General features: G+C 69.6%; 18 protein-coding genes. 6 read left to right on the top strand and 12 right to left on the bottom strand.

What is annotated here, in order from left to right:
- Positions 1–41 precede the first annotated feature (41 nt).
- Complete coding sequence (locus tag ACMYLB_RS11235) at positions 42–1118, top strand: LacI family DNA-binding transcriptional regulator (protein WP_415911005.1); 1077 nt, start codon at positions 42–44, stop codon at positions 1116–1118.
- Here ACMYLB_RS11235 and ACMYLB_RS11230 read toward each other — a convergent pair.
- The 3 genes from ACMYLB_RS11230 to ACMYLB_RS11220 are packed head-to-tail and all read right to left on the bottom strand — an operon-like array spanning position 1115 to position 5339.
- The gene (locus tag ACMYLB_RS11230) at positions 1115–2728 is read right to left on the bottom strand and encodes a rhamnogalacturonan acetylesterase (RefSeq protein ID WP_415911004.1); all 1614 of its coding nucleotides are present in this window, start codon (positions 2726–2728) and stop codon (positions 1115–1117) included. The two genes, ACMYLB_RS11235 and ACMYLB_RS11230, sit on opposite strands and share 4 nt — an antisense overlap.
- The gene (locus ACMYLB_RS11225) at positions 2725–4479 is read right to left on the bottom strand and encodes a glycoside hydrolase family 2 TIM barrel-domain containing protein (RefSeq protein ID WP_415911003.1); all 1755 of its coding nucleotides are present in this window, start codon (positions 4477–4479) and stop codon (positions 2725–2727) included. Before ACMYLB_RS11225 ends, ACMYLB_RS11230 begins: the two co-directional genes overlap by 4 nt.
- Positions 4434–5339 carry a sugar-binding domain-containing protein gene (locus ACMYLB_RS11220; RefSeq protein WP_415911002.1) on the bottom strand — a complete coding sequence of 302 codons (906 nt, stop codon included), beginning with the start codon at positions 5337–5339 and terminating at the stop codon, positions 4434–4436. The genes ACMYLB_RS11225 and ACMYLB_RS11220 overlap by 46 nt, the downstream gene beginning before the upstream one ends.
- Before the next feature lie 47 nt (positions 5340–5386).
- Here ACMYLB_RS11220 and ACMYLB_RS11215 point away from each other — a divergent pair, with 47 nt between their 5' ends.
- Positions 5387–6076, top strand: a complete 690-nt coding sequence (locus tag ACMYLB_RS11215; RefSeq protein ID WP_415911001.1) for a DUF6250 domain-containing protein — start codon at positions 5387–5389, stop codon at positions 6074–6076.
- Here the strand turns inward: ACMYLB_RS11215 and ACMYLB_RS11210 are convergent.
- The 3 genes from ACMYLB_RS11210 to ACMYLB_RS11200 all read right to left on the bottom strand — a co-directional run bounded on the left by ACMYLB_RS11210 (position 6042) and on the right by ACMYLB_RS11200 (position 13055).
- Positions 6042–7016 (bottom strand): glycoside hydrolase family 43 protein, encoded by a 975-nt coding sequence (locus tag ACMYLB_RS11210; RefSeq protein ID WP_415911000.1) that lies wholly within the window; start codon positions 7014–7016, stop codon positions 6042–6044. The two genes, ACMYLB_RS11215 and ACMYLB_RS11210, sit on opposite strands and share 35 nt — an antisense overlap.
- An 83-nt stretch (positions 7017–7099) precedes the next feature.
- Positions 7100–9157, bottom strand: a complete 2058-nt coding sequence (locus tag ACMYLB_RS11205; RefSeq protein ID WP_415910999.1) for a tetratricopeptide repeat protein — start codon at positions 9155–9157, stop codon at positions 7100–7102.
- A gap of 121 nt (positions 9158–9278) precedes the next feature.
- Positions 9279–13055: a TonB-dependent receptor plug domain-containing protein gene (locus ACMYLB_RS11200; protein ID WP_415910998.1), complete on the bottom strand. Its 3777-nt coding sequence runs from the start codon at positions 13053–13055 to the stop codon at positions 9279–9281.
- Positions 13056–13354: 299 nt separating this feature from the next.
- Here ACMYLB_RS11200 and ACMYLB_RS11195 point away from each other — a divergent pair, with 299 nt between their 5' ends.
- The gene (locus ACMYLB_RS11195; protein WP_415910997.1) at positions 13355–14440 is read left to right on the top strand and encodes a Gfo/Idh/MocA family protein; all 1086 of its coding nucleotides are present in this window, start codon (positions 13355–13357) and stop codon (positions 14438–14440) included.
- Positions 14441–14465: 25 nt separating this feature from the next.
- On the opposite strand, the gene ACMYLB_RS11190 is transcribed toward ACMYLB_RS11195, so the two are convergent.
- The 3 genes from ACMYLB_RS11190 to ACMYLB_RS11180 all read right to left on the bottom strand — a co-directional run bounded on the left by ACMYLB_RS11190 (position 14466) and on the right by ACMYLB_RS11180 (position 18059).
- On the bottom strand, positions 14466–15590 hold the full coding sequence (locus ACMYLB_RS11190; RefSeq protein WP_415910996.1) for a cobalamin-independent methionine synthase II family protein: 1125 nt from the start codon (positions 15588–15590) through the stop codon (positions 14466–14468).
- 13 nt (positions 15591–15603) lie between these two features.
- On the bottom strand, positions 15604–16890 hold the full coding sequence (locus tag ACMYLB_RS11185) for a hypothetical protein (RefSeq protein WP_415910995.1): 1287 nt from the start codon (positions 16888–16890) through the stop codon (positions 15604–15606).
- 140 nt (positions 16891–17030) lie between these two features.
- Positions 17031–18059 carry a Rieske 2Fe-2S domain-containing protein gene (locus ACMYLB_RS11180; protein WP_415910994.1) on the bottom strand — a complete coding sequence of 343 codons (1029 nt, stop codon included), beginning with the start codon at positions 18057–18059 and terminating at the stop codon, positions 17031–17033.
- 97 nt (positions 18060–18156) lie between these two features.
- On the opposite strand from ACMYLB_RS11180, the gene ACMYLB_RS11175 reads away from it, so the two are divergent.
- Positions 18157–18510, top strand: a complete 354-nt coding sequence (locus ACMYLB_RS11175; RefSeq protein ID WP_415910993.1) for a cupin domain-containing protein — start codon at positions 18157–18159, stop codon at positions 18508–18510.
- Positions 18507–19043: a helix-turn-helix domain-containing protein gene (locus ACMYLB_RS11170; protein ID WP_415910992.1), complete on the top strand. Its 537-nt coding sequence runs from the start codon at positions 18507–18509 to the stop codon at positions 19041–19043. Before ACMYLB_RS11175 ends, ACMYLB_RS11170 begins: the two co-directional genes overlap by 4 nt.
- Here the strand turns inward: ACMYLB_RS11170 and ACMYLB_RS11165 are convergent.
- Positions 18976–20364 (bottom strand): hypothetical protein, encoded by a 1389-nt coding sequence (locus ACMYLB_RS11165; RefSeq protein ID WP_415910991.1) that lies wholly within the window; start codon positions 20362–20364, stop codon positions 18976–18978. The genes ACMYLB_RS11170 and ACMYLB_RS11165 overlap by 68 nt on opposite strands.
- Complete coding sequence (locus tag ACMYLB_RS11160; protein WP_415910990.1) at positions 20277–21386, bottom strand: hypothetical protein; 1110 nt, start codon at positions 21384–21386, stop codon at positions 20277–20279. Before ACMYLB_RS11160 ends, ACMYLB_RS11165 begins: the two co-directional genes overlap by 88 nt.
- A 710-nt stretch (positions 21387–22096) precedes the next feature.
- Between ACMYLB_RS11160 and ACMYLB_RS11155 the strand changes: the two genes are divergently transcribed.
- Positions 22097–23917, top strand: a complete 1821-nt coding sequence (locus ACMYLB_RS11155) for a hypothetical protein (protein ID WP_415910989.1) — start codon at positions 22097–22099, stop codon at positions 23915–23917.
- A gap of 78 nt (positions 23918–23995) precedes the next feature.
- On the opposite strand, the gene ACMYLB_RS11150 is transcribed toward ACMYLB_RS11155, so the two are convergent.
- On the bottom strand, positions 23996–24847 hold the full coding sequence (locus ACMYLB_RS11150; RefSeq protein ID WP_415910988.1) for a helix-turn-helix domain-containing protein: 852 nt from the start codon (positions 24845–24847) through the stop codon (positions 23996–23998).
- Positions 24848–24913: the final 66 nt, after the last annotated feature.

The raw sequence follows: 24913 nt of genomic DNA, 5'->3' as shown, positions 1-24913 counted from the left end.
AACCGCGCCCGCGCTCTGGCTCCCTGAACCACCGGATCCCCATGGCCACCCCAACCCTGCGCACCCTGGCTCGCGAGCTGGGTCTCTCCCGCACGACGGTCTCCGACGCCCTGCGCGGCTCGCCGCGCGTGAAACCCGAGACGGTCGAGCGCGTGCGCGCCGCCGCCAAGGCCGCCGGCTATGACCGCAATCCCCTCGCCGGCGCCGTGATGTCCTTCCTGCGCCGCTCCTGCGGGCAGAAGTTCCGGGGCGTCCTCGGCGTGCTCGAGATCGTCGCGGAGGAGCAGTCGCCCAACGCCCGCCGCTACAACGACGCCGTCTTCGAGGGCGTTTCGAACAAGGCCGAGCAGCTCGGCTTCAAGGTGGACCGTTTCCAGCTCGGGGCCACCGGGCTCAAGCTCAGCCGCCTCGACTCGATCCTTCAGACGCGCGGCATCAACGGCCTGATCGTGCTGCCGGCCGCGGGCTTTCCCGATCTCACCGGCCTGAGCTGGTCGCGCTACACCGCGGTCTATGTCGACTACTTCGTCGACAGTCCGCCGATGCACTGCGTCTGCTCCGACCACTACCGCTCGATGATCGGCCTGCTCCGGGAGCTCCACGCCCGCGGCTTCCGCCGTCCCGGACTCTTCATCGAGACCTCCCTCGACGAGCGCCTCCACTTCCGCTGGGAGGGCGCGTTTCTGGCGCTGCAGCACTACCTGCCCGACATCGACAAGGTGCCGATCCTGCGCCCGGAGCACGTGACCTTCGAGACGTTCCAGCCCTGGTTCGAGAAATACCAGCCCGACGTCGTGCTCGGCCATTTCCCCGACGCCGTCGGCTGGATGAAGCGCTGCGGCGCCCGGATCCCGCGCGTGCAGAGCTTCGTCTGCCTCAACTCGCTGCGCACGGACGGCGCCTGCGCGGCGATGGATTTCCAGGCCCCGCAACTCGGCGCGCGCGCCACCGAGCTGGTGACCGGCCACCTGATGCACAGCGAATTCGGCATTCCCGCCCAGGCGTCGCTGACGACCATCCCGGCGCGCCTGGTCGAGGGCCCCACCCTCCGCGCCCGCGGGGCGGACGGCGGCAAGCCCGCCGCCGCGCGCCGCCGCACCGCGAGCGCCGCAAGCTAGTTTTTCGGCCGGAAGGCCGCGAGCGCCGGCTCGGCACCGGCCAGGCGCGCGAGTTCCGCGGCGACGATCGAGGCGTTCAGCTCCGCCCCGGCGCGGCTGGTGTGCGTGTGTTCGTCGGCGAAGAGCGCCTCGACGGCCTTCTCGCCGAGCGTGTCGTAGCGGGCGGCCACCCGCTCATTCAGGTCGATGCACGGCACGCCCTCCTGCCGGGCCACCTCGCGCGCCCAGGCGGCGTAGCCGTCGTTCGCGCGGACGATCTTGCCGTCCTTCCAGATCTTGCGCGGCACGAGCGTGCACACCACCGGCGTGGCGCCCGCCGCCTTGGCCTCGCGGATGTAGCGGCGCAGGTAGGAGCCGTAGGTGCCGACGGTCTCGCGTTCGTGGGTGAGCAGGTTGTCGATCGCCTCGGTCTGCTCGCCGGTGCCGCGAATCGTGCCGCGCGCGCGCGTGGTGTCGTTGAGCGGGGCGTTGTCGTTGTGACCGAACTGCATCAGCACGACGTCCCCGCGCTTCAGGAGCGTGAGCGCGCGCTCCCAGTGCCCCTGGGTGAGGAACGTGCGGCTGCTCAGGCCGCCGATGGCGCGGTTCACGACGTTGACCTGCGCGGGATCGAAATGCGCCGCCAGCGGCTCGCCCCAGCCCCACTGGCCGCCCGCCCCGTCGCCGCGGCCGTTGCGCACGGTGGAGTCACCGATCAGGAGCAGCGTCGGCAGCTTCGGGTCGCGCGGCTCGGGCAGGTTGAGCCAGCCGATCGGATCCGCCTTGAGCGCCGCGCCGGCCGGCGCGAGCCAGCGCGCGAAATTCGCCTCCTTCAATCCCGCGAGCCCGGCGACGACCTGCTGCGCGACCGCGTCGGCGCCGGCCTCGTTGGTGTGCGTGTGATCCTTGGGGAAGAACGTCCGCACCTTCTCCTCGCCCAGCCGCTGGAAGGCGTCGGCGACGAGCCGGCTGACATCGACGAACCACACGCCCTCGGCCTGCGCGACCTCGCGGGCCCAGCGGCGGTGCGGGCCGCCGCGCTCGATCTTGCCGTCCTTCCACTCGCAGCGGATGGTCGGCGAAAGGAGGATCGGCGTGGCGCCTTTCGCGCGGACGTCGCGGATCATCTGCCGCAGATAGCTGCCGAAGGTCCGCACGGTCTCGGGCTTTTCCGTCAGGACATTGACGATGTCCTGCGTCTCCTCGCCCAAGCCCGGCAACGAGCCGCGCGAGCGCATCTTTTCCCGGGGCGTCGACGGATCCTCGTTCACCGGGCTGGCATCGTTGTGGCCGAACTGGATCAGCACCCAGTCGCCGGCCTTCACGTCAGCGAGCAGCTTCTCCCACCAGCCCTGCGTGATGAAGGTCCGCGAGCTGCGGCCGCCGAGCGCACGGTTGGACAGGTTCACCTTCGTGAGATCGAGATACGGGGCGAAGGCGACCGCCCAGCCCTGCTGCGGCGCCTTGGCGCGCGCGGCCGTCGAGTCGCCGGCGACAAAGATCGTGGGCAAGGCGGGATCGATCCGGCCGGGATTCTCCGGCGGCTCGTTGGACAGCGGGGCGGGCGGCGGCGTCTGGGCGAGGCCCAGGCCGGCGCCCAACGCGAACAGGAGGAGGGTGGTGATTTTCATTGGGCAGTGACTTCGATTTCGGCGGGAGCCAGACCTTCGGCGGCGGCGCGGATCCTGATCGCGCCACCGCCACCGGCGCGGGGCCGGACGACGAGGAGCGCAAGGCCGTTGAAGGCGGCGCGCTCGGGACTCTGGAACGACACGTGGCTCGTCGCATCGCCATTGTCGGTGGCGACGAGGTCGGCGGGGCCTTCAACGGAGAACTTCAACAGCGACTTCGCGCGCGGGACGACGAGTCCCTGGGCATCGACCACCTCAGCGGTCACGAACACGAGGTCCTGACCGTCGGCGCGCAACGCGGTGCGATCGGCCTTGAGGCGCACCGCGGCCGCCGGCCCGGTCGTGCGCACGACGGCGTCGGCCCACGGCTGCCCGTGCTTGTAGGTCACGACCTTCAGCTCGCCCGGCTGGTATCTCACATCGTCCCAGCGAAAGCGGTATTCGAACGGGCCGCGCCGCTTCCGGCCGAGGGACTGGCCGTTGAGGAACAGCTCCGCCTCGTCGCCCGAGGAGTAGACCTGCACCGGCGTCACCTGCCCCACCCGTTCGGGCCAGTTCCAGTGCGGCAGGATGTGCGCCATGCGCAGGTCCGGCCGCCAGCGCGATTGGTAGAGGTAGAACCGGTCCTTCGGGAAACCGGCGAGATCGATGATGCCGAAGTAGCTGCTGCGCGACGGCACGCGGATCTTCCCCAGCTCGGCCAGCTCCTTGGCTGCCCGCTCGCGCGCGGCCGGGTCGGCGAAGTTCAGGAGATTGGTGGCGTCGGCGTTGAACGGCGTCGGCTCGCCGAGGTAGTCGAAACCGGTCCAGACGAACTCGCCCAGCACCGGCGGGTTTTCGTCGAGCCCCTTCCACTCCACGTCCGGCGGCAGCGCCCAGCGCGGGGTGTAGAGATCGTAGCTGCTGACCTGAAAATCGGAACGGCCCAGCGCCTTGTCGTCCGCGACCGGGAAGAAATACTCCCCGCGCGAACTGATGGTTGACGCGGTCTCGGAACCCTCGATCACCAGCTGCGGGTAGCGCGCGCGGAGCTTCGCGTAGTCGCCGGGCTTGTAGTTGTAGCCGACGATGTCGAGGACGCCCTGGAAGCCCATGTAGGGGGCGTTGACGTTGTGCATGCCCGCCACCACCGGGCGGGTGCGATCCTCCTCGCGCACGATGGCGGCGAGGTGCGCCGCCAGCTTCCAGCCGTCGGCCTCGAAGAGCTCGCGGACCTCGTTGCCGATGCTCCACTGGACGACGCACGGGTGGTTGCGATCGCGGCGGACCATGGCGCGCAGGTCCTTCTCGTGCCAGTCGTCGAAGACGCGGCTGTAATCGTCGCGCTTCTTGCCCAGCCGCCAGGCGTCGAAGGCCTCGACCATGACGACGAAGCCGAGGCGATCGCACAGCTCGAGCAGCTCCGGTGCGGGCGGGTTGTGGCTCGTGCGGATGGCGTTGCAGCCCATCGCCTGCAGGATCTCCAGCTGGCGCTCGAGCGCGCGGACGTTGATCGCGGCGCCGAGCGCCCCGAGGTCGTGGTGATTGCAGACGCCATTGAGCACGACGTGCTCGCCGTTGAGCAGGAAGCCCCGTTCGGGCGAGATCGCGATCGAGCGGATGCCGAACGGCGTCCGCACCCCATCGATGACCTTGCCATCGCGCAGCACCCGCGTCTCGGCGACGTAGCGGTGGCGCTCGCGCAGGCTCCACAGCTTCGGCGCCTTCACGACGAGCGCGTGGGCGACGTTCGCCTGCCGGCCGGCGGGCACGCGTGCCCCTGCGGCGCGCTCTCGGCCACGGGCTCGCCCACGGCGCGCCCATCGGCATCAGCGGCGAAGAGGCGCACGACCGCCTGCACCTCGGCCGGCTCCGCGGTGAGGTTGTCGAGCGTGACCGCCACGTTGACCAGCGCGGACTCGGCGCTCACCTGCGGCGTCGTTACCGCCACGCCCCAGCGCGCGACGGCCACGTCGCCCGACTTGCTCAGCCAGACATTGCGGTAGAGGCCGGCGCCCGGATACCAGCGGGAGGACTCGCGCGGGTTGTCGAGCCGGACCGCGAGCGTGTTCTCGGCGCCGGGCTTGAGGAAGCGCGTGAGGTCGACGCGCCACGAGGTATAACCGTAGGGCCAGCCGCCGACGAACTCGCCGTTGCACCACACGAGCGCGTAGGACATCGCGCCGTCGAACTCGAGGTGGACGCGGCGGCCGGCATCGCTGGCCGGCAGGGTGAATTTCTTCCGATACCAGCCGACGTCGGCATACGGCAGCTTGCCGGTGTCGCCGGAGAGCTGCTGGTCGAACGGCCCCTCGATCGCCCAATCGTGCGGCAGCGTGAGCGCGCGCCAGGCGCCGTCGTCGAAATCGGCCCGCGCATACTGGATCGGCCGTCCGCCCGGCATCCCGTCGCTGCGGGCGCGGGGGACCGGCAGGTAGTTGAGCAGCTCGTCGCCGGTCGGCAGCACCCACAGCCGCACGCGCTCGTAATCGAGCGCGTTGCCCGTGTCGGGATGGTCGCCGCGCGTGAACTTCCAGCCGTCGTTGAACGGAAGCCGCTCGCGCGGCGGCTCGGTGGCGGCGGCACCGGTCGCGGCGAAGGCGGCGAAAAGGAGGCAACGGATGAATTTCATGGGAAAAACGGTTCGCGTCGGCGCGAGCGGGCGCCTTCGCTGGGAGGATGAAGGTTCGCTGGTTGATCGGACTGGTGCTGCTCGCGGCGAGCGCGCGCGCGGAAGACGCCCTCGTGCACGCGGACGACTTTTCCCGCGACCTCTCCCAGTGGGCGGTCGAGCAGATGCCCGGCGGGCGGGTGTTCATCGAGCGCGGCCGGCTGGTGATCGACGACGCCGCCGGCTGCACCGTCTGGTTTCGCGCGCCGCTCCGCGCGCCGGTGACCATCCGCTATCGCGCGACGGTGAGCGCGCGCAGCCGTGTGTCCGATCTGAACTGTTTCTGGATGGCGAGCGATCCGGCGCATCCCGGGGCGCTGATCGCGAATGCCGCGCGGCGCACGGGCAAGTTCGAGGACTACGACCGGCTCGCCACCTACTACGTCGGCTGCGGCGGCAACGAGAACACGACCACGCGCTTCCGCCGCTACGACGGCGCGGGCGCGAAGCCACTGCGCGCCGACCACGACCGGCGCGAGCGGCGCTTCCTGCTCGAGGGCGACCGCACCTACCAGATCGAAATCCGCGTCGATGCCGACGGCCGCGTGCGCTGGTCGCGCGACGGCGAGGTGTGCTTCGACTTCACCGATCCGCAACCGCTGCGCGAGGGCTGGTTTGGTTTTCGCACCGTGCATAGCCGGATCGAGATCGCGGATTTTCAGGTCACGGCGCCGGCCGGATCGCCTGCAGGCCGCTGACGATTTCGCGCGGCACGACGAAGATCGCGCCGTGGCGCGGCCGCAGCGGCGTGCCCTCGTCGGGCATGCGGAGCTGACGCGTCGCGTCCTCCCAGTGGACCAGGTCGCGGGAGCGCAGGACGCCGTAGTGCCTGGCCGTGTAGGCGTCGAAGTAGAGCCGGTATTCCTCGCCGATGCGCACGAGCGACGGGCCCTCGACCCAGAGTCCCGGCGGCGAGATCGGCGCGGAGAACCGCTTGAACGGGCCGCGCGGGCTCGCGGCCTGCGCCTGGACGAAATGCTTCGCCGGCTGCGGGAAACGGGTCTCGTTCTTGACGAAGAGGTGCCAGGCGCCACCGGCGCGCACCAGCGTGGCGTCGATGCTGCTGAAGCCCGGATCAAAGAGCAGCTCCGCGCGCGTGAAGGCCGCGAAATCCTTCGTCGCCGTGAAATAGATGCGGTGATTGAGCTTGTCCTCGGAACTGTCGGCGCCGGCGGCGAAGCGCCCGGGGATCGTCGTCGCCCAGAAGATCAGGAACTCCGCCCGCTCGGGATCCCACACGATCTCCGGCGCCCAGCAGTTCCGCGCGGCCGGCTCGTGGGCCATGACCGGGATCTCCTTCGGCACGCTCCAGTGGATGAAGTCCCGGGTCGACGCGTAGCCGATGCCCCGCTCCCACCAGCCCGAGGTCCACACCACGTGGTAGGTGCCATCGGGACCGCGGGCGACGGAGGGATCGCGGATGAGTTTCTCCTTCGTCCCGATCGCCGGCCGCAGCACGCTCGCGCCGTCCGCGAGCTTTTCCCACGCGTAACCGTCGGTGCTCGCGGCCAGGTGCAGGCCGTCCTCGCCGTTGCGCGTGAAGTAGGCGAAAAGATACGCGTCGCCGTCAGCGGCGGGCGCACGGACGAGCGCCTGGAAAGCGAGCCAGCAAGCGAGAGCGAGGCGGCGCAGGGTCATGGGGTGAGCGACAGGGTTCGATAAAGCAGCGGAGGCGCGGCGCAACAATTGAGGCGAAAACGGACAGTTCAGCGCCGCCGGCGCTAGCGTTGCGCGCGCATCGCGCGCGCGATCTCCAGGTTTCGTCGCACCGCGGCATTGTCCGGCTGCGCCTGCAGGATGCGCTCGTATTCCCCGATCGCCTCCGTGAAGCGGCCGAGGGCGAGGAAGCAGTTGGCGAGATTGTTGCGCGCCTGATGATTGCCGGGCTCGGTCGCGAGCACGAGCCGGAAGAGCTCGATCCCCTCGGCGAACCGCCCTTGGCGGGCGATCAGGTTGCCCAGCGCCATCGTCGCCGCGGTGTAGTCCGGGCGCAGGCGCACCGCCGCGCGCAACTCGCGCTCCGCCGCGACCGGGTCGCCGGCGCGCTCCCGCAGGCGCGCCCAGTGATAGTGCGCCTCGGGCAGATCGGGATCCTGGGCCAGCGCCTCCTGCAGCAGTGGAGCGGCCTCCGCCGGCCGGCCCTGCTGGATCAGCAGGCCGGCCAGGGCGGCGCGGATATCGGCGGCGGGCTGCTCGGCCAGGGCCTGCCGCAGCTGCGCGACCGCCTCCTCGCTCCGGCCCTGCCGCGCCAGCGCCTGCGCGAGGTTGACCCGCGCATCGACGTAGTGGGGGTCGGCCTGGAGCGCCGCGGCGAAACGGCTCGCCGCCTCGGCCCAGCGCTCGCTCACCAGCGCGGCCTTGCCCAGTTCAAAGTGCGCGAAGGCATGATTCGGCTGCAGCGCGAGAGTCCGCTGGAATTCCCGCTCGGCCTCGGTCGTCCGGCCGGCCTTGGCCAACGCCGCGCCCAGGTTGTAGCGCGCACGCGGATTGTTCGGACGCTTGGCGACGGTGTCGCCCCACAGCGAGACCTCCGACGCATAGACGCGGTTGCGAGCGAAACTGGCGCTGCCCAAGGACAGGATGACCACCGCGGCGAGCGCCGCCCCGATCCACGGTGGCAGGGCCCAGCGCCGCAACCCGGCGCGCAACGCCGCCGCGACCGCCACCACCACCGCGGCCAAGGGCAGATACATGCGGTGCTCGACGAGCATCTGGATCGTGCCGGGGGGAACGCTGCTCGGCGCCAGCAGGCCGAAAAACCAGAGACCCAAAAATCCCCAGGCCGGCGAGCGCCACAAAGCGAGCATGGCCGCGAATCCCAAGGCGAAGACGAGCAGCGCATGGGGCAGCACCGTCCGTCCGTCCTGGATCCAGAAGGTCCCGTATTCGAACACCTGCGGACTCGGCCAGAAAGCGAGGCCGAGGTAAGTGACGACCGCCTTGAACTGGGTCAGCCAGTAAGCGCCCCAATTTTCCAGGCCGGCGAGGCGAAAGGTGCCGCCGCGATCGCCGCCGGTCGTCGCCACGAGCGCCGCCAGGACGAGCCAGGTCGAGGCGAGGCCGAGGTAGTAGTCGCGCCGCAGGCGCCAGGCCGCGGCAAAGCTGCCCGCCCAGAAGGCACGGTCGTAGCAGAGCACTAGCACGGGAACGGGCGCCATCACCTCCTTCGTGCCCATACCGAGCAGGCACGCGAGGAACGACAGGGCCAGCCAGGCCCGGCGCTGCGCTACCGACGGTGGAGCAGCGGGGTCGCCCGCCGCGGTCGCGCGGACAAAACCGTAGAGCGTCAGGAAGCAGAAGAGTCCCATCAGGGACTCCGCCCGCTGCACGACGTAGGTCACCGCTTCGGTCTGGAGCGGGTGCAGCAGCCAAGTGAGCGCGACGACGAGCGCGAAACCCGCGTCGCGCTGACCGGCCACCGGCGTCCGTCGCACGATCCCGAAAAGCGCCAGGCCTGCCAGGACGTGGATGAGGATGTTCGCGAGGTGATAGCCGCGGACCTCCAGGCCACCGAGCGCGTAGTTGAGTGCGAAGGTGAAGTTCAGGACGGGCCGCCCGCTCACGGTCTCGCCGGCGCCGTGGGGCGGGTTCAAGCACGACCACGAGGCCAGGTCGCGGATGCTGCGGTTCTCCACGATGGACGACGTGTCGTCGAAAACAAACGGGGCGTTCCAAGTGTTGGCCCACGCCAGGCCGACCGCGACCACGATCACCGCGATCCCGACAACCGGTCGCGAGGACCAATCGCGCAGGCGAGCCAGGAGAGCGGACGGGGTCATGCGAGCGCGTAGGCCATGCTTTGCGCACCGAGTGTCCGCGACCCACGGCGCCCGAACAACATGAAAAGCCCTCCGGGGTGTCCGGAGGGCTGAGAGTTTCGGCGGGAGATTCGACCGGCGATCAGAAGTCGAAGGTCGTCGTCAGCGTGAACTGACGCGGATCCATGATGCGGAACGAATACGGCGAGCCGTCGTAGTTGACCGCTACCGGACGCAGGCCGCCGTTTTCGAAGACGTTGGCGACGTTCAGCTGCACCTTGGCGCGGACCTTGTTGCTCCAAGTCGTGAAGCGGTAGCTGATCCAGAGATCCGTGTAGAAGTGCGCCTTGTCGTAATACGGCTTGGTGACGTCGGCGTAATCGAGAACCGGCTGACCGGCGTAGGTGTTCACGCCGCTCGCCTTGCCCGCGTAGCCGATGACGGCCTTGTCTTCCCAGCGCTGGCTACCACCGATGGTGAAGCCCTTGAGCTTGCCGGTGGTGAACGTGTAGTTCGTCAGGAACGACCAGCGGTATTTGCGCTGGCCCTGCACCGACTGGCCTTGGAGGTCGCGGTCGAGCGTGAGCTGCGGGACGACCACGCCGTTCCAGTTGGCTTCAGGATTGGCGAAGGCGTTCGCGTTCTCCGGGAAGAGCGCGCTGTTGTAGCCGTAGGAGCTCCAGAAGTTCGTGAGGTCGACCGCGCGGCCGCCGGAGGTCGTGTAGGTGGCATACTGGCGGTATTGCGGCAGGAGGTAATCGACCGCCTTGGCCGCCTTCCAGACCGCGAGGCGATCTTCCGCCCACGGCGTGAATTCCTTCAGCACGCTGGCATATTTCGTGTCCTGTTTGCCGAAGGTGAACTTCAGCGTCCAGTTGCGGGTCGGGTTGTAGTTGATCTCGGCCTCGATGCCCTTCGCCTCGGCGTTGCGGGTCGCGCCGGTCGAGTAAGGCAGCGTGCTGTAGTAGTCGTAGGGCAGCTTCCAGATCTGCGCGGCCGCCGCCTGGACCTGGGCTTCTTCGGTCGTGCTGAGCGCGTCGCCGAAGGTCGTCGAGGTCGGGTCGCGGCCCATGTTGATGAGCGCGATGGTGCGGGCCCAGTTGCGGAACAGCGTCTGGTCGATGTTATTCGAGAGGCGACCGAACACGACCGGGGCGGCGATGTTCTCGTTGAGGTTGGAGGCCTCGAACCACGTGACGCGGGCGAAGAGCTTGTTGTCGAAGAGCGAGAACTGGACGCCGATGTCCTTGCCTTCGCCGACCGGCTTGGCGAGCGCCTTGCCGTAGAAGTCGCCGAGCGCGGTGGAGGGCGGATTGAAGTTGTCCGACTTGTTGTAGCTGATGCCGAAGTCGCGGACGAACTGCCAGAGGAGCGAGCCGTTATCGGCGCGACGGTCGATCGAATTCCAGCCCTGGAAGGGACGCAGAACGCCGCCGAGGGTCTTGGTGCGACCGGTGAGCTCGTTGTAGGGGCCCCAGCGATTGAAGAGGAAGTCGCGTTGATAGACGCCGTTGATCCACTTCTGCGCGTTGGTGATCGCGGGAGCGATGATGTTGCCGGCGGAATCCTTCACCGCGGGCAGGCCGGTGTTGGTCACGCGGGCCTTGTATTTGTCCTCGCGCCAGCCGAAGGTCGCGATGAGGCGGTTCTCCCAGAGGTAGCTGGTGAGGCCGCCGCTGAGGGAATCGACGATGCGCTGGTTGCGGCCGGTGCCGGAGTCGAAATCGATGAACTGCGTCGTCATGTTCACCGGGACGAAGCGGCTCTGGTCGTAGTCGTAGACCTGGATGTCGCCGGTGTAGGACATCGAGTCCCAGGTGCCGGCGGAGCGGGTGACGACACCGTTCGGATCGGTGGGCGAGGCGAGGTAGTAGGTGCGGCGGAGCGAAGTGGAGTTGAAGTTCCAACCCGTGGGCGTGCCGTCGGCATTGTTGTTCGGGTTGTTCATGAACCGGTAGCGGCCGGTGTCGCTCGTGCTCGAAACGTAATGGAGGCGCTGGCGGATGGACGTCGCCATGTATTCGTCGCGCGACCAGAGGCCGAGCACCTGGTGACGGCCGAGCCACTTGGTCCAACCGCTGTTGCGGGTGAAGTCGGGCGTCCACGCGAGCATCCCGCGGTAGTGGTCGTCGAGGGAGGCGTTGTAGTAGCTATCCGGATCCTGGTCCTCGAGGTAGGGCTTGCCGAAGTAGGGATTCGCGGAGCCGTCGGGGAGATACTTGTTGGTGTCGACGAAGAGCGTGGCGACGTTCAGCTGCGCGACCGTGTAGTTGGTGCGCTGAGCGAAGTCCTGACGGAACCAGCCTCCGCTGGCGTGGAGGTCCCACGGGAGCTCCTGCTCGATCTCGATGTTGTAGTTCTTGTTCTTCGCCGAGCCGAAGTTCATCGAGTTGAGGTTGATGCTCGTCCAGTCGTAGATCGATTGGTCCGTGACGCTCGGATAGCGGTAGCTCGAAGCGAGGATGCCATTGCCGGCGGCGGTCCACGCGGCGGATGAGGTGTAGGTGCGGGTGTAGATATCGGCCCAAGTCGAGTTCGCCCAGATCGCCGACTCGGCCGGGTAAACGGCGGGATTGGCGGCCGGGTTCGTGGACGTGCCGAAGCCGGTCAAATAGCGATAATTGTAGGTCGGGCGGAACCAGCTCACGAGCTGGCCGTCAGCGATCTGCATGATGCTGCGGGCCTGGTTGACCTCACCGATGCCCGGGACGAAGAGCACATTGGCCGCCTGGGTGCCCGCCTTCCAGTTCGCCGGAACGCCCCAGTTGGCGTTACCGAAGATGGCCACGCCGTTGTAGAACGTGAAGTTCGTATCGGTGCCGTTGAAGTTCGTGGCCGACGTGCCGCGGAGGGCCGGGTTGTAGTTCGGCATCGAGCGGATGTAGTCGCGCAGGGACTGGGCGTAGGGCGACGAGGCGTTGTTGATCATCATGCCGAGGGTCGCCCCCGTCTTCAGGCTCAGAATCTTGTGCGAGATCGGGTCGTAATACGGCTGACCGGCCAGATTCCACTGCGTGACGTAGTCGCGCGGCGTGAGCGAATTCGGACGGTTGTTCCGGTTATCGTAGTGCTCGAAGTTCGCTTTGATCGTCGTCTTCGAGAACGGCTTGATCGTGATGGCGGCGTAGTAGCGCTCCGTCTTGTCGTAGGAGGGCTCGCGCTGGAACTTGCGGTCGTCGTAGAGGGCGGCGCCGTAGATCGCGATCTTGTCGTGCAGGATCGCCTTGTTGAAATTGAACGAGCTGCGGAACGAGCCGTATTGGTCGGTGCGGAAGGCCACGCCCGCCGTGTTGCGGTTCAACAGCGCTGCGGCCGTGCTCTGGTTGGCGATGCCGGCCGGACTGCCGAGACCGAAGAGCATCGAGTTCGGGCCGCGGCTGATTTCCACCGATTGCGTATTGTAGGAGTCAAACGGCAGCGAGCCGTTCGTCGGGTAGTAATTGATGGCCGCGCTGGGCGAGCCGAGACCGCGGACGCGGTTGGCGCCGGCGTTGGTGAGCGAGGCCACGGCGTTGCCCTGCGTGCCGCCGGCGATGACGTCGAGCACGCCGTCGTTGCGGAAGCTCTGGGTGCCGGGCGTGTAGGTGAGCGAACCCTCGGTGTTCACCTCGTAGCGGAAGATGTCGTTGATGTCGGTGGACGCCGTGTCGTCCATCTGCTGCTTGGTGATGACCGAGATCGATGCGCCGAGGTCGGCGAGATTCGTGTTCAGGCGGCTGCCCGCGAGCGTGTTGGCCGCGAAGTAGCCCTTGTCGTTGGTCGTGGTGACGGTGAACGGGGACAGCATCAGCGGCTCGTCCTTCTTCTCCTGGGCGTCGTCCTTCGTCGTCTCGACCGGGATCGGCTTGCGGTTGTCCGGCTGCCGCTCGGCAGCGCTGGGTGCTACCGCCTGCTGCGCCATGCTCGGGTGGGCGAGCAAGACGGCAAACAGCGGCGCGAGGGAGCGAACTCCATGACGGAGCCTCGAGGGTAGGTTCAGCATAAGGGTGCGGGGTCTTTTCGCCTTTTGGGGAGCGAAGTGCTTGGGGTCTGGACGCGCGTTGTGTCGAAGGGGACGCGCGAGGTGCGCAATCTTTGTGCACCTGTCGGCGGGCGCAGACAAATCGCCCGCCCCTCAGACAGTTCGATTTCGCCGTTCTCGCGTGCCGTCAACGCGTCCGGGCACGATCGCAGCATTGTGGCGCGCCCCCGCGTCCGCTTTGCTGTCCTCGTTTTCTCATGAGCCACCGCCCCACTCCGCCGGACCTCGCGCCGGGCGCCAAACCCCGCCCGGTCACGCGCGGCGACGAATTCGTCTTCGCCGCCGCGCATCTCGAGCACGGCCACATCACCAGTCAGTGCGACGGTCTGGTGGACGCGGGAGCGAAGCTGAAGTGGATCTTCGATCCCGACCCGCAGAAGGCCGCCGCGCTCCACGCCAAGCATCCAACCGCCCGCTTGGCCCGCGCGCTCGACGAGATCCTCGACGACGCGGAGGTGCGCCTCGTCGCGGCGGCGGCCGTGCCGTGCGATCGCGGCCCGCTGGGTTGCCGCGTGATGCGCGCGGGCAAGGACTATTTCACCGACAAGACGCCGTTCACCACCCTCGCCCAGCTGGCCGAGGCGCGCCGGACCGTCGCCGAAACCGGACGCAAATACGCGGTGTATTTCAGCGAGCGCCTGCACAGCGAGGCCGCCATGCACGCCACCGACCTCGTCGCCCGGGGCGCGATCGGCCGCGTGCTGCAGGTCATCGGCCTCGGCCCGCACCGCCTCGGGAAAGCCGGGCGCCCCGCCTGGTTCTTCGAGAAGGAGCGCTACGGCGGCATCCTCTGCGACATCGGCTCGCACCAGTTCGAGCAGTTCCTGACCTGGTCCGGCGCCCGCGCGGCCGAGGTGACGCACGCGGCCGTGGCGAACCACACCCATCCCGACAAGCCGGAACTCGAGGACTACGGCGAGGCCTCGCTGGTCGGCGACAACGGCGCGACAAACTTCGTGCGCGTCGACTGGTTCACGCCGGACGGCCTCGGGATCTGGGGCGACGGCCGCAGTTTCATCCTCGGCACCCGCGGCTACATCGAGCTGCGCAAATACATCGACGTCGCGCGCGACCCGGCGGGCAACCACGTCTACCTCGTCGACGAGCGCGGCGAACACCACCTCCCGGTCGACGGCCAGGTCGGCTACCGCTTCTTCGGCGAGTTCATCCTCGACTGCCTCAACCGCACCGAGCGCGCCATGACACAGGCGCACGCCTTTCACGCCGCCGAGCTCTGCCTGCGCGCCCAAGCGGCCGCGCGCCGTCTGCCGGCGCGCGGCTGAAACCGTCACCGCGGCCACGCGCGGTTCAGCGACCGAGATACTTGTCGCGGCCGCGGACGAGCGCCTCGATCTTCCGGTCGGCGACGGAGCGCTTCAGCATCCAGAAGCCGCAGTCGGGGTGCACCCAGCGCACGCGGCCCGCACCGACCTTCTTCTCGACCGCCTCGATGCGCGCGGCGATCTCGTCGGCCGTCTCGATGTGGTTGACCTTGATGTCCACGACGCCGACGCCGAGCGCGATCTTCCGGTCGATCGCCTTCAGGGCGTTGAGGTCGGACGCCGGGCGATGCGCCAGCTCGAGCACGAGATGATCGCAGTGCAGCGCGTTGAGGAACTTGATCAACGCCGCCCAGCGGCCCGACTGGATCGTCTGGCCGCCGTAGTTGCCGAAACAGAAATGCACGGCGCGCTCGGTGCCCGCGTCGATGGCGTCGAGCACGCGGTTCATCGCCTCGGCGGCGAGCGGCGCGTCCTCCGGATTGCCGGGGATGTTCGCCTCGTCGACCTGGACGCAGGCGGCCGGCAGGCCCGGCATCTGCGCCGCCAGCACGTCGGCGACGGCGAGCGTGAGCGCGCGGAAGTCGCGGTAGTGGTGATCGAGCAGCGTGCGGGAGAGCATGTAGGGGCTCGTCACGGTGAACTTGAACGGACCGCCCGCCACCGCCGCCGCGCGCTGGCAGTCGGCGAGCAGGTTGAGCGAGCCCTCGCCCAGCGGGCCGGTGACGACGCCGGCCGGCTTGCGCCGGAAACCCATCGGCGAGTGGCGCGCGAACTCCTCGGTGATCGAGCGCCCCACCACTCCCGAGACGCCCGCCATCGGACGGATGAAGTATTCGATCATGCCGTTCGTGTCGGGGTGGTTGATGTCGAACCGATACAGCTCGCCGTCCGTCGGCAGATCGATGCCGGCCTGGCGCTGGAGATCGAACACCACGCGCGTGGCATCGACCACCGCCTGCTCACTCGGCAGCGCGGAAAGCCACTCGGGCACGGGATAGGAGCCGACGGTCGTCGTCAAAATCCGCGGCGCCTTCGGGATCGCGGGAACCGGCGGCGACTTGACGGTCGCGGGACGCAGGCCGGCGGCCGCGGCGATCGCGCGGGGTTTCGAGGCGGAGCGGGACGGGGACGGGAGGCAGTTTTCGCACATAGGAGTCGTGGAGTCAGTTAGGGGTGGAGGTTTGTGGAACGAGATTGGTCGCACCGCACGCGCAAACCGGCAGCGGGGCCGGTCCCGCGGCTTCGACCGCCGCGACGCTGCCGGCGGAGGCGCCGGTCAGGCGCAGCCCGAGCAGGGCTGCGCAGAACGCGAGGTCGGCGCGCCGGTCGCCGTAGGTCAGCACCACGTGCGTGCCGTTGAGCGTGGCGAGGAAATCGCGCGACGAAGGGATCTGCACCCGGATCTGGGTGTGGCAGGTCGGCTGTTTCGCCGTCCGCTCCGTGCGGCCGGGGTGCACGCAGAGTTCGGTCAGATCGCCGCCGATGCGCACCAGCGTCACCGCCCGGCTGGCGGGCAGGACGACCTCTGGCGCCACGCCGCGGCCGCTCTCGTGGTGCCGCAGCAGGCGGTAGGACAGATCGCCGCCGCACGCGCAGCGCGGCGCCGTGCAGTGCGCGAGATCGACGCAGTTGGCCACGTGGATGATCGGATTCGCGATCCAGACGAAGTCCGCCCCGAGCGCCTTGAGCAGGTAAAGGGTCACCGCCGCGTCGAGGTCGCCCTCGCAGGCCCCGATCGCGTCGGCCGAATCGTTCAGCGTCGACAGCGCGAGACAGCTCGTGGTCTCCAGTTCCCCGATCATCGCGAAACACGCCATCGACAACGCGTCCGCGCCGTGCCGGTCGAGCAGCCGGCGCATCGCGACCAGCACGCGCGTGGCGCGCACCACGTCGGCCGGCGCCGGCCCGGCGAGGGTCGAGGCCTTCGCCACCCAGTCTTCAGCCATGCGCGCGGCCTCGGCATCCGGCACCGCGCGGAACTCGCGATAGAGATCCTCCGCGGCCACCGGGACGATTTCGCAGCCGAGCGCCGCCCGGAAGCGCGCCGGATCGCGCGTGCTGTTGATCACCCACGGCTCGGTCTCGCCGATCTTCAGGATGCGGGCGCGACGCAGCCGCGCCACCGCCTGGTGCGCCCGGCCCAGGGCGTGCACCTCCGCCACCGTGGCCAGCCAGTGCGCCGGCCGCCCCACGCGCCGCTGGTGTGCAAAGAAATCGGTGCAGGCCGGATGGGCGTTGCGGTCGAGCAACTGCGCCGCCAGCGCCGGCGGGAGGAAGCCCGGGAGATAGGCGTTCGCGAGCCCGACGTGCGCGAGCGACTGCGCCAGCGCAACCATCCAAGGCTGCACCGCGCCGCTCAGCGGCAACAGCACCGCGGTGCGCCCGCGCAGCGCCGCCGCCACCGGATCGACGCCTTCGGGCGCCGTGACCACGTGCACCTCCAGCGGCACCGGACTCCCCGCTCCAGCTCCGCCCGCACCTGGGCTACGACGGCGTCCCGCTGCGCGGGGATGCGCCAATACACCGGACTCGCCAGGACCACCAGGGGCAAGGCGTGGGGTTGTTGCAGCGCGTTCATGGAGAAAGGGCGTTACTCCGCCCGCAGCCAGCGGCGGAGTTGCTTCTGGAAGGTGTTCGCCAGCGTGTCGCCGGGCGTCACCAGCACGCCCCAGCCGCCGCGGCCGGGATTGATCGGCACCTCGCGCGGCACCTGGTTCTCGCACATCAGCCGGTCCTCGTTGAGCACCCGCGTCGCGAACTCCATCTGCGCCTCGGGCGGCGGACCGCGGAAGCCCGGCGAGATCGCCAGCGCCCAGAAACACGTGCAGCTTTCGCGGGTGTTGGGCGACGGGATGTGCACCAGCACGCGCTCGTCGCCGTCGGGAAACGACTGCCGGATCGTGGTGAAGTTCGGCAGCCAGCCGCGCTGGCAGCGGTGGTGCGCGCTCTGCAGCTTGCCCGGCAGCTCATGGCCGGTCTGCAGCGCCGGGAACGGCGCGTCCATCTGAAAGCCGCCATCCGGCGTCGCCTTCACGTCCATGCCGGCGATGCGCGGATCCGCGCACACGCCAAGCGTCGCGCTGTGCGCGAAGGCGAAATGGGTCATGTCGAGGTAGTTTTCCACCTCGCGCCGCCAGCCCGCGGCGAACGGCATCGGCGCGCCGATGCGGTAGGTCCAGCGGGCGTCCTCGAACTCCGGCACCGCCGGCAGCTCGTGCGTGGTGCCGTCCGGGAGCGGCGCGGCGTCGAGTTTCACCCAGATCAGGCCGTAGCGCTCCTGCACCGCGTAGGTCCGCAGGTGCGAAAGCGCGAGCTTCTCCGGGTTCGGCTCGACCAGCGACGGGATCGAGTGGCACGCGCCGTCATGCCCGAAGGTCCAGCCGTGATACGGGCACATCAGCGCGCCGTCGCGCAGGCAGCCGGCGGAGAGGCGGGCGCCCTTGTGCGGGCAGGCGGTGTCGGCCGCGAGCAGCTTTCCGTTGTCGAAACGGGCAACGACGAGGTCGGTCTCGAGCAGCGTGTAACCGGTGACGCGGCCGGCCGGCAGATCCGCCGCGTTAGCCACCGGCTGCCACGTCCGGCGCAGCGTGGAGAAAACGTGATCCTCGGTGAGGGGCATGGGGTGCGGAAGGTTAGCACAACCGGTCCGGGCCTGTCGTGGCACCCCGGGCGATTGCGGCTGGCAATTCGGGCAACGCGGGCGATGATCGGGGCGCATGTTCGATCCGCACGCGCTCCAGCCCGTCGCCGTCCGCATCCCGCCCTGCGGCGTGTTCGTGCTCGAGAGCCGCCACGAGCGCGGTTTCCGCATGAGCCCGATGCAGCACGATTTCGTGAAGCTGGTGCTGCCGTTCTCCGGCCGCGGCTGGCTGGTCCGCCGGCACACGCGCATCCTGCTGCAGGCGGGCGACGTGGTCGTGGTGCCGCCGGGCGAGAGCCACCACCTCGAGGACGATGGCGCGCGTCCGCTCTCGCTCTACGCGCTCTGCGTGGCGGATCCCGGTCCCGCCGGCCCGCGCGCGCTGCGCCACTTCCCCGCCCCGGCCTGGACGGGGAATTCCGCGCGTTGATCCGGCAGCTGCTGCACGAGCAGACGTTGTCCCGCCCGGGACACGAGCTGCTCCTGCGCGGCCTCGCCCTCCAGGCCCTCGGGCTAGTCGTGCGGGCCGCCCACGGCGCGCGCGAGGCGGCGCTCGTGTCGCGCGGCGACGGAACGCCGGCCGAGGCGCGGGTGGCGGCCTACCTGCGCGAGATGGAGCGCACGTTCTTCCACGCGCAAAGCCTCGATGCCACCGCCGCGCGGCTCGGCCTGAGCCGCCGGCGCTTCACCCAGCTGTTCCGTGCCGCGGCGGGCGAGTCGTGGCTCCAGCACCTGCATCGTCACCGCCTGGCCCACGCCCGCCGCCTGCTCGAGGAGACGCGCCGCTCGGTCGCCTCGATCGGCTACGAGTGCGGCTTCGAGGACCTGACGACATTCTACCGGGCGTTCAAGGCGGCGGAGGGCACGAGCCCGCTGGCGTGGCGCCAGGCCCGCCTCAGCGCCGCGCCGCCGGCTTCCCCCAGCGGGCGTAGATCGCCTCGAGCACGCCGAACTGGTCGGTGAGCAGCCCCTCGTAGCCGCACGGCCGGTCGTCCCAGTAGCGCCAGTCGACGCCGCTCTGGTTGCCGCCGAACACCCGCGCCTCCGCGAAGCCGGCGCACAGGCGCTCGAGCAAATGATCCGCCTCGCGATTCAGGCCGCAGCGGTAGAGCGCCATGACGAGGTGCCGCGTCTGCGCATGCGTGCGGCCGCCGTTCTGGTAATAGCCGAGCGGATAACCCTGGGTGATGTCGGCGAGGTCCGCATCCGGAATGTGCCAGAGGTTGCCCGGCAATCCGAGCGCCGCGTCGGGCATGCCGACGCGTTTCGCCTCGGCGAGGAGGCGCTGCAGCACCGCGCGTCCCTCCGCGACCTCGAGCAGGCCCTCGGCGATCGCCGCGCCGTTGACCGGCAGGAAGGCGTGGTCGTGCAACCGGTCCTCGCGGCAACGCCAGCCCGCGAGCCAGCCGGTCCGCTCGTTCCAGAACGCGGGGCGGTAATTCTGCCGCAGCCAGTCCGCCCAGCGACCGAGCTCGCGGGCCGGGGCGGCGTCACCGAAGCGCTGCAGTCCGGCCGCGAGCCGCCGCAGCGCGCCGTGCAGGATCGCGTTGGCGAAGGCGTCCTTCCAGCCGAACGAGATCACGTCGAACCAGCACGTGCTCCACTGCGCGGTGCCGGACACGCCGGTGCGGTGCGGGCTCTCGATCAGGCCGTCGCCGTCGAGGTCGCGGTCGCGCGCCGCCGCGAGCTTGCGCCGGATGTCGCCGCGAAACGCGCGATACCACCGCGGCGTCGCCGCCGCGCAAAGATAGTCGCCGAGGCCGCGCAGGGCGGACGCGCCGGTCATGAGGTATTCGTCGTCGGCGTCGTGCGACGAGCCGTCCTGAAGCAGCCGTCCGGCGGCGTAGCCCGGGCCGCCGGTGAGCCAGCGTTCGAGGGAGTAGCGCACCAGTTCGGCCGCGGGAAAGCCCGGCAACGGATCGGGCGCGGGCAGCGCGACGGCCGACCACGTGTCGAGGCAGATCGGGCAGTGCATCGACGCCCCGTTGTTGCTCAGGGTCGCCGTGTCGGCGCGGAACGTCAGCGCGGTCCACTGCGTGCGGGCCAGCGCGCGGCGCACCACGGCGGGAGCGCCGCGGCGGAGCGGGAGCGCGGGCGCCGCGGGCTCCAGGCGAAACACCGCGCGGTGCGTGCCCGCGGGCAGCCGATAGAGGCCCTCCGGCGTGCGCTGCTCGCCGACCTTGAGCTCGAGCACGTTCAGGTCCTGCGCGCGGAAGCAGTCGCTGCGCGCCCAGCCGGTCTTCGCCGAGGCGGAAACCCGCCAGGCGCCGAAACGCGGCAGCACCAGCAGCGCCGGCAGACGCAGCGCCCCGTCTCGCCGTCCTCCTCGAGCCGCGCCAGCACCTGCGAGGGCGTCACGCTGTTGCGCAGCCCGATCATCCACGCCGCGCTGTGCCAGGCGTGGACGGTGCGCGTGGCCGAACGCTCGGCGGTGCACTCGAGGCCGCGCGGCGTCACGCGCCAGGTGAGCCGGTAGTTTTGCCCGCCGGCCGTGAACCGGTAGCGCACCGTCGCGCCGCGCACCTCGCACTCGCCCGCGAGGGCGCAGCGCACCACCGGCGCGATCGCCGGCGCCGCGCCGACCTCGTGCAGCTGCGGTCCCTGGAAAAACTGCGGCACACGCACCTGCAGGACGTTCGTCCCGCGGTTGGCGTCGTCCTCCGTGTGCAGACCGAGGAAGGAGAACCCGGGCCGCGAGAGCCGGAAGCCAACCTCGAAGTCCCTTGTCCGGTAGCGCACCTCGCCGTCGCGCTCTGCCGCCGTCACGCCGCGCGGCAGCCGCGCCAGCTCGACGCGTCCGCGCCGCAGCAGCTGCTCGCACCGGGGCGCGGTCGGATCGATCAGCTCGCCCTCCAGCACGCACGCGGACATCGCGAGATTCCACGGCGTCCAGCCGCCGTCGATCCCCGAGCAGCGCAGCTCGATGATCACGCCGGTCGTTTCGATCCGCGGCAGGCGGAACCACTGCACCGCTCCGGGCACCTGCGGGGCCAGGCCGCGGCGCGCGCACACCTCCTGCCACTCGCCGCGCTGCCAGGCCAGGACGCGAAACGACGTGACCCAGTCCAGATCCTGGCGGCTGCCGCACTTGTGGTAGCCCGGGCCGCGGCGCAGGCCCAGGCGGTGCAGCTTCGCCCGCCCCGGCAGACGCACCACGCGCTGGTGGAGGATGCGTTTTTTGGGCAGTTCGTCCTCCCCGGCGGTGCGGCCGGCCCAGACCGCGCGCCCGGCGTCGAGCCGGCGGTTGACGAACAGGTCGCCCATCGGCGGCTCGAGATCGGCGAGTTGAAGGAGATCGACTGGCATAGCGGCAAAATGATGTGGCGCTGCGCGGACGGAGGGCACCGCGCCGGATTGATCGCCGCGGTGCAGGCCCTCCGCCGACACAACAGTGGGGCGATACTAGTCCCATTGCCCGGCCCCGGAAATGCACATTTTGGGAATTGTTTGGTGTCCCTTGGCGGACGGCTCGGAATGCGGTTGCGTCGCCGTCCGCGGTTTCCACGCATTGGCGGCATGTCCACCCCGGCTCTCCCCACCCCGAAAATCCCCGCCGTCTTCCACGCCGCCGACGCCCAGGTCGGTGAGATCACCGCCGCCCGCGAGCTGGCCCGCCTGACCGGCGCGCCACTCCAGGGGCCAGCGCCACCGCCGGCGTCTTCGTCGGCCTCGCCCGCCACGGCCGCGCGCGCAACCTGCCGACCGCGGCCAAGGACTCGTCTGCCTGGATCTGGCTGCGCATCGCGGACGACGGCAGCGGCGAAATCTGCGCCACGCACGGCTCGTTCCTCTACGCCGCCGTCCGCCTGCTCGCCGAGGGCATCAGCGACTTCACCCGCGAGAAGCTCGCCCGCGGCCTCTGGCTGCCCGCCACCTTCGGCTGGCACCGCCCGCACTGGGACGCCTGTTACACCCAATACTGGCGCGACGCGCGCAACTTCGACCCGGAGCGCTACGCCGCCTCGCTGGCCGAGGCCGGCTTCACCCACCTCGAGGTCAACGGCCTGCAGGCCCACATGCCGTTCGAGGACGGCGTCGCCTGGGAATACTACCCGCAGTTCTACACCTACGCGCCGGGCTTCAATCATTTCGTCGACACGCCGCTGACCCGGGGCATCTGGCCCGCGCTCTATCTCGACGCCAATCTCAACCACCTCCGCCAGCTCGCCGACACCGGCCGCCGCTACGGCCTCAAGCCCGGCGTGTGCATGTTCGAGCCGCGCACGATGCCGGAGCGCTTCTTCGCTAAGTATCCGACGCTCCGCGGCGCGCGCGTCGACCATCCGTTCCGCTCCCGCCTGCCGCGCTACACGATGGCGCAGGACCACCCGATCGTGCAGCGCCACTACCGCGAGGCGCTGCAGAAACTCATGCGCGCCGTGCCGGACCTCAGCTACATGTCGGTCTGGACCAACGACAGCGGCGCGGGCTTCGAGCACACCGCCTCGCTCTACGTCGGCCGCAACGGCGGTCCCTACATGATCCGCGAGTGGCGCAACCACGAGAAGATCGCCCAGGCCGCCGGCGAGAGCATCGTCCGCTACCTGCGCAACCTCCAGACCGCCGCCGCCGAGATCAACCCGGACTTCGACGTCATCCTCCGCATCGAGCCGTTCAAGGTGGAGCACGAATACATCAAGAAGGGCATGGGCGGCCGCGTCACCTGGGAGGCGCCGTCGCTCCTCGTCCGCGGCTACCACGTCCCCTACTCCCATCCGAAGTATCCCGAGAACCAGGCCGTCGCCGGCTCGATCTTCCACACCACGATGGACGCCTCCGAAAAGGAGACGCTCGCGCAGTCCCGCGCCGGCGGCGTCGATCCGGTGCTGCACTACTCCGCCTCCGGCGTGATGAACCACGAGCCGCTGCTCGGCCTGCCCTTCCCGCGCCTCATCCATACCAAGCTCACCGCGATGCGCGAGACGGGCCTCAACCGCATCAGCGCGCTCGGCGGCCTCACCAACACGGCCCGGGCGCCCTACTGGCCCAACCCGATCGCCATCCGCGCCGCGCAGTTCTTCCCCGAGAAGCCGATCGACCAGGTCCTCTCCGAATACGCCGCGCGGCTCGTCGGCTCCGGCCTTGCGCCCAAGCTCACGCAAGCGTGGGCGGATTTCGAGGAGGCCCTCAGCTGGCAGCCGCTCGTCGGCCTCTACTGCGCGTTCGGCTTCTGCTGGCAGCGCACGTGGGACCGCCCCTTCGTGCCCGACATCGAGGCCGTGCCCGCCGCGGAGCGCGATTACTACGAGCGCCACGGCTGCTTCCAGCACAACAACCCCGGCTTGAACGATCTGGGCAAGGACGTGCTCTTCGACCTCATCACCCGCGAGTCCGGCGCCAAGATGGCGGCGGACATGGACCGCCACGTCATCGCCCGCCTCCGCCAGCTCATCGCCGCGCTCGAGCCGACGATCAGCGCCGCCGGCGAGTCCGCCCGCGTCGTCTTCACCGACCTGCGCGACCGCGTCCGCGCCTACCTGCACTGGGTCACCAGCCTGCGCAACGTCTGCGCGTGGTGCGAAAACGTCTACGGTTACCTCGAGGCGCCGGACCAGGCGACGAAGGACACCTGCGAGCGCAATCTCCAGGCGGCGATCGACCTCGAGCTCGCCAACATCCGCGGCCTGATCGACCTGCTCGAGACCACGCCGCACGAGGTCCTCGTCCTCGACGGCGTCGGCGAGAACACGTTCCTCTACGGCGAGAACCTCGTCACGCACCTCCGGACGAAGCTGCGCCTGACCGAGAAATACCGCCACAACAAGCCGCGCATCGACCGCTCGATCTACTGGCGCCCGATCCCGGGCACGCAGTGGCCCGACGGCTGGAGCGCCTGAGCGCCCGCCCATTTTTTGGGGGAAGCCGCGCCGACACTGGAGCAACGGGCTCCCGGCGCGGCATCTTGCTGCCCGCGTTCAGTGCCCGCGCACGCGCTTGCGGTAGTCGGACGGCGTGAAGCCGAACTGCTGCTTGAACGCCTTCGAGAAGTGGAACACGTCGCAGAAGCCGAGCGCGTCCGCGACCTCCTTGAACGACGACTCCCCGTGGCAGATCGAGGCGCAGGCCCACTCCAGCCGCCGGCGCTTCTGGTAGCGGCTCGGCGACTCGCCGGTCAGCGCCACGAAGCGCTTGCGGAAGTTCTCGTAGGTCAGCCCCACCTGCGGCGCGACCTCCTGCGGGTTCAGCCAGCCCGTCGCGCCGCGGCGTCCCAGAAGTTGCAGGCTTTTGTCCAGCCACGCGTCGCGCCCGGTCACGCGCGTGCTGTCCGCATCCGCCGCGATCATGTCCGACAGCACGTGCACGAAGCGCCCGATCGAGCGCAGCGGCGCGCCGGCGCGGTGCAGCGGCTCGGCCTTCACCACTTCCTGCAAGCGCCGCCGCCAGTGATCCACGACGCCGAAGCGCAGCACCGGCCGCTCCGGCGCCAGCAGCCCCTGCGCGCGCCAGAGCTGGAACTGCGGGCCGTCGAACACCACGTAGATCTGCGTCCAGTCCGAGCCGGGCATCGGCCCGTAGGCGTGCGGGATCTCCGGGAAGACGAGGATGACGTCGCCCGCCTCCAGCTCCAGCCGCGTGCCGCGCGCGTCCCGGTAGTAGACGCGTCCCGACACGATCAGCACGAGGGTGAAGCGCCGCAGCACCCGCATCGCCCCCGGGTCGATGCCGGCGACGTTGACCAGCAGTCCGGCCGACTCGATCTCGCCGACCGAGGTGCGGACGGGTTCGTTCAGCCACGGTTCGGAACGGTATTTTTGCGGCGGCGGCACGCGCCCAAATTTTACATGACTTCTACCATTTCAACTATTTTGTGCCCCGCCGGGCGCGTGTAGAGT

This window comes from Oleiharenicola sp. Vm1, from assembly GCF_047777955.1.
Lineage (GTDB): Bacteria > Verrucomicrobiota > Verrucomicrobiia > Opitutales > Opitutaceae > Didemnitutus.
Note: the sequence above shows the minus strand (reverse complement) of the source record. Positions and strands in the feature narration are given on the sequence as shown.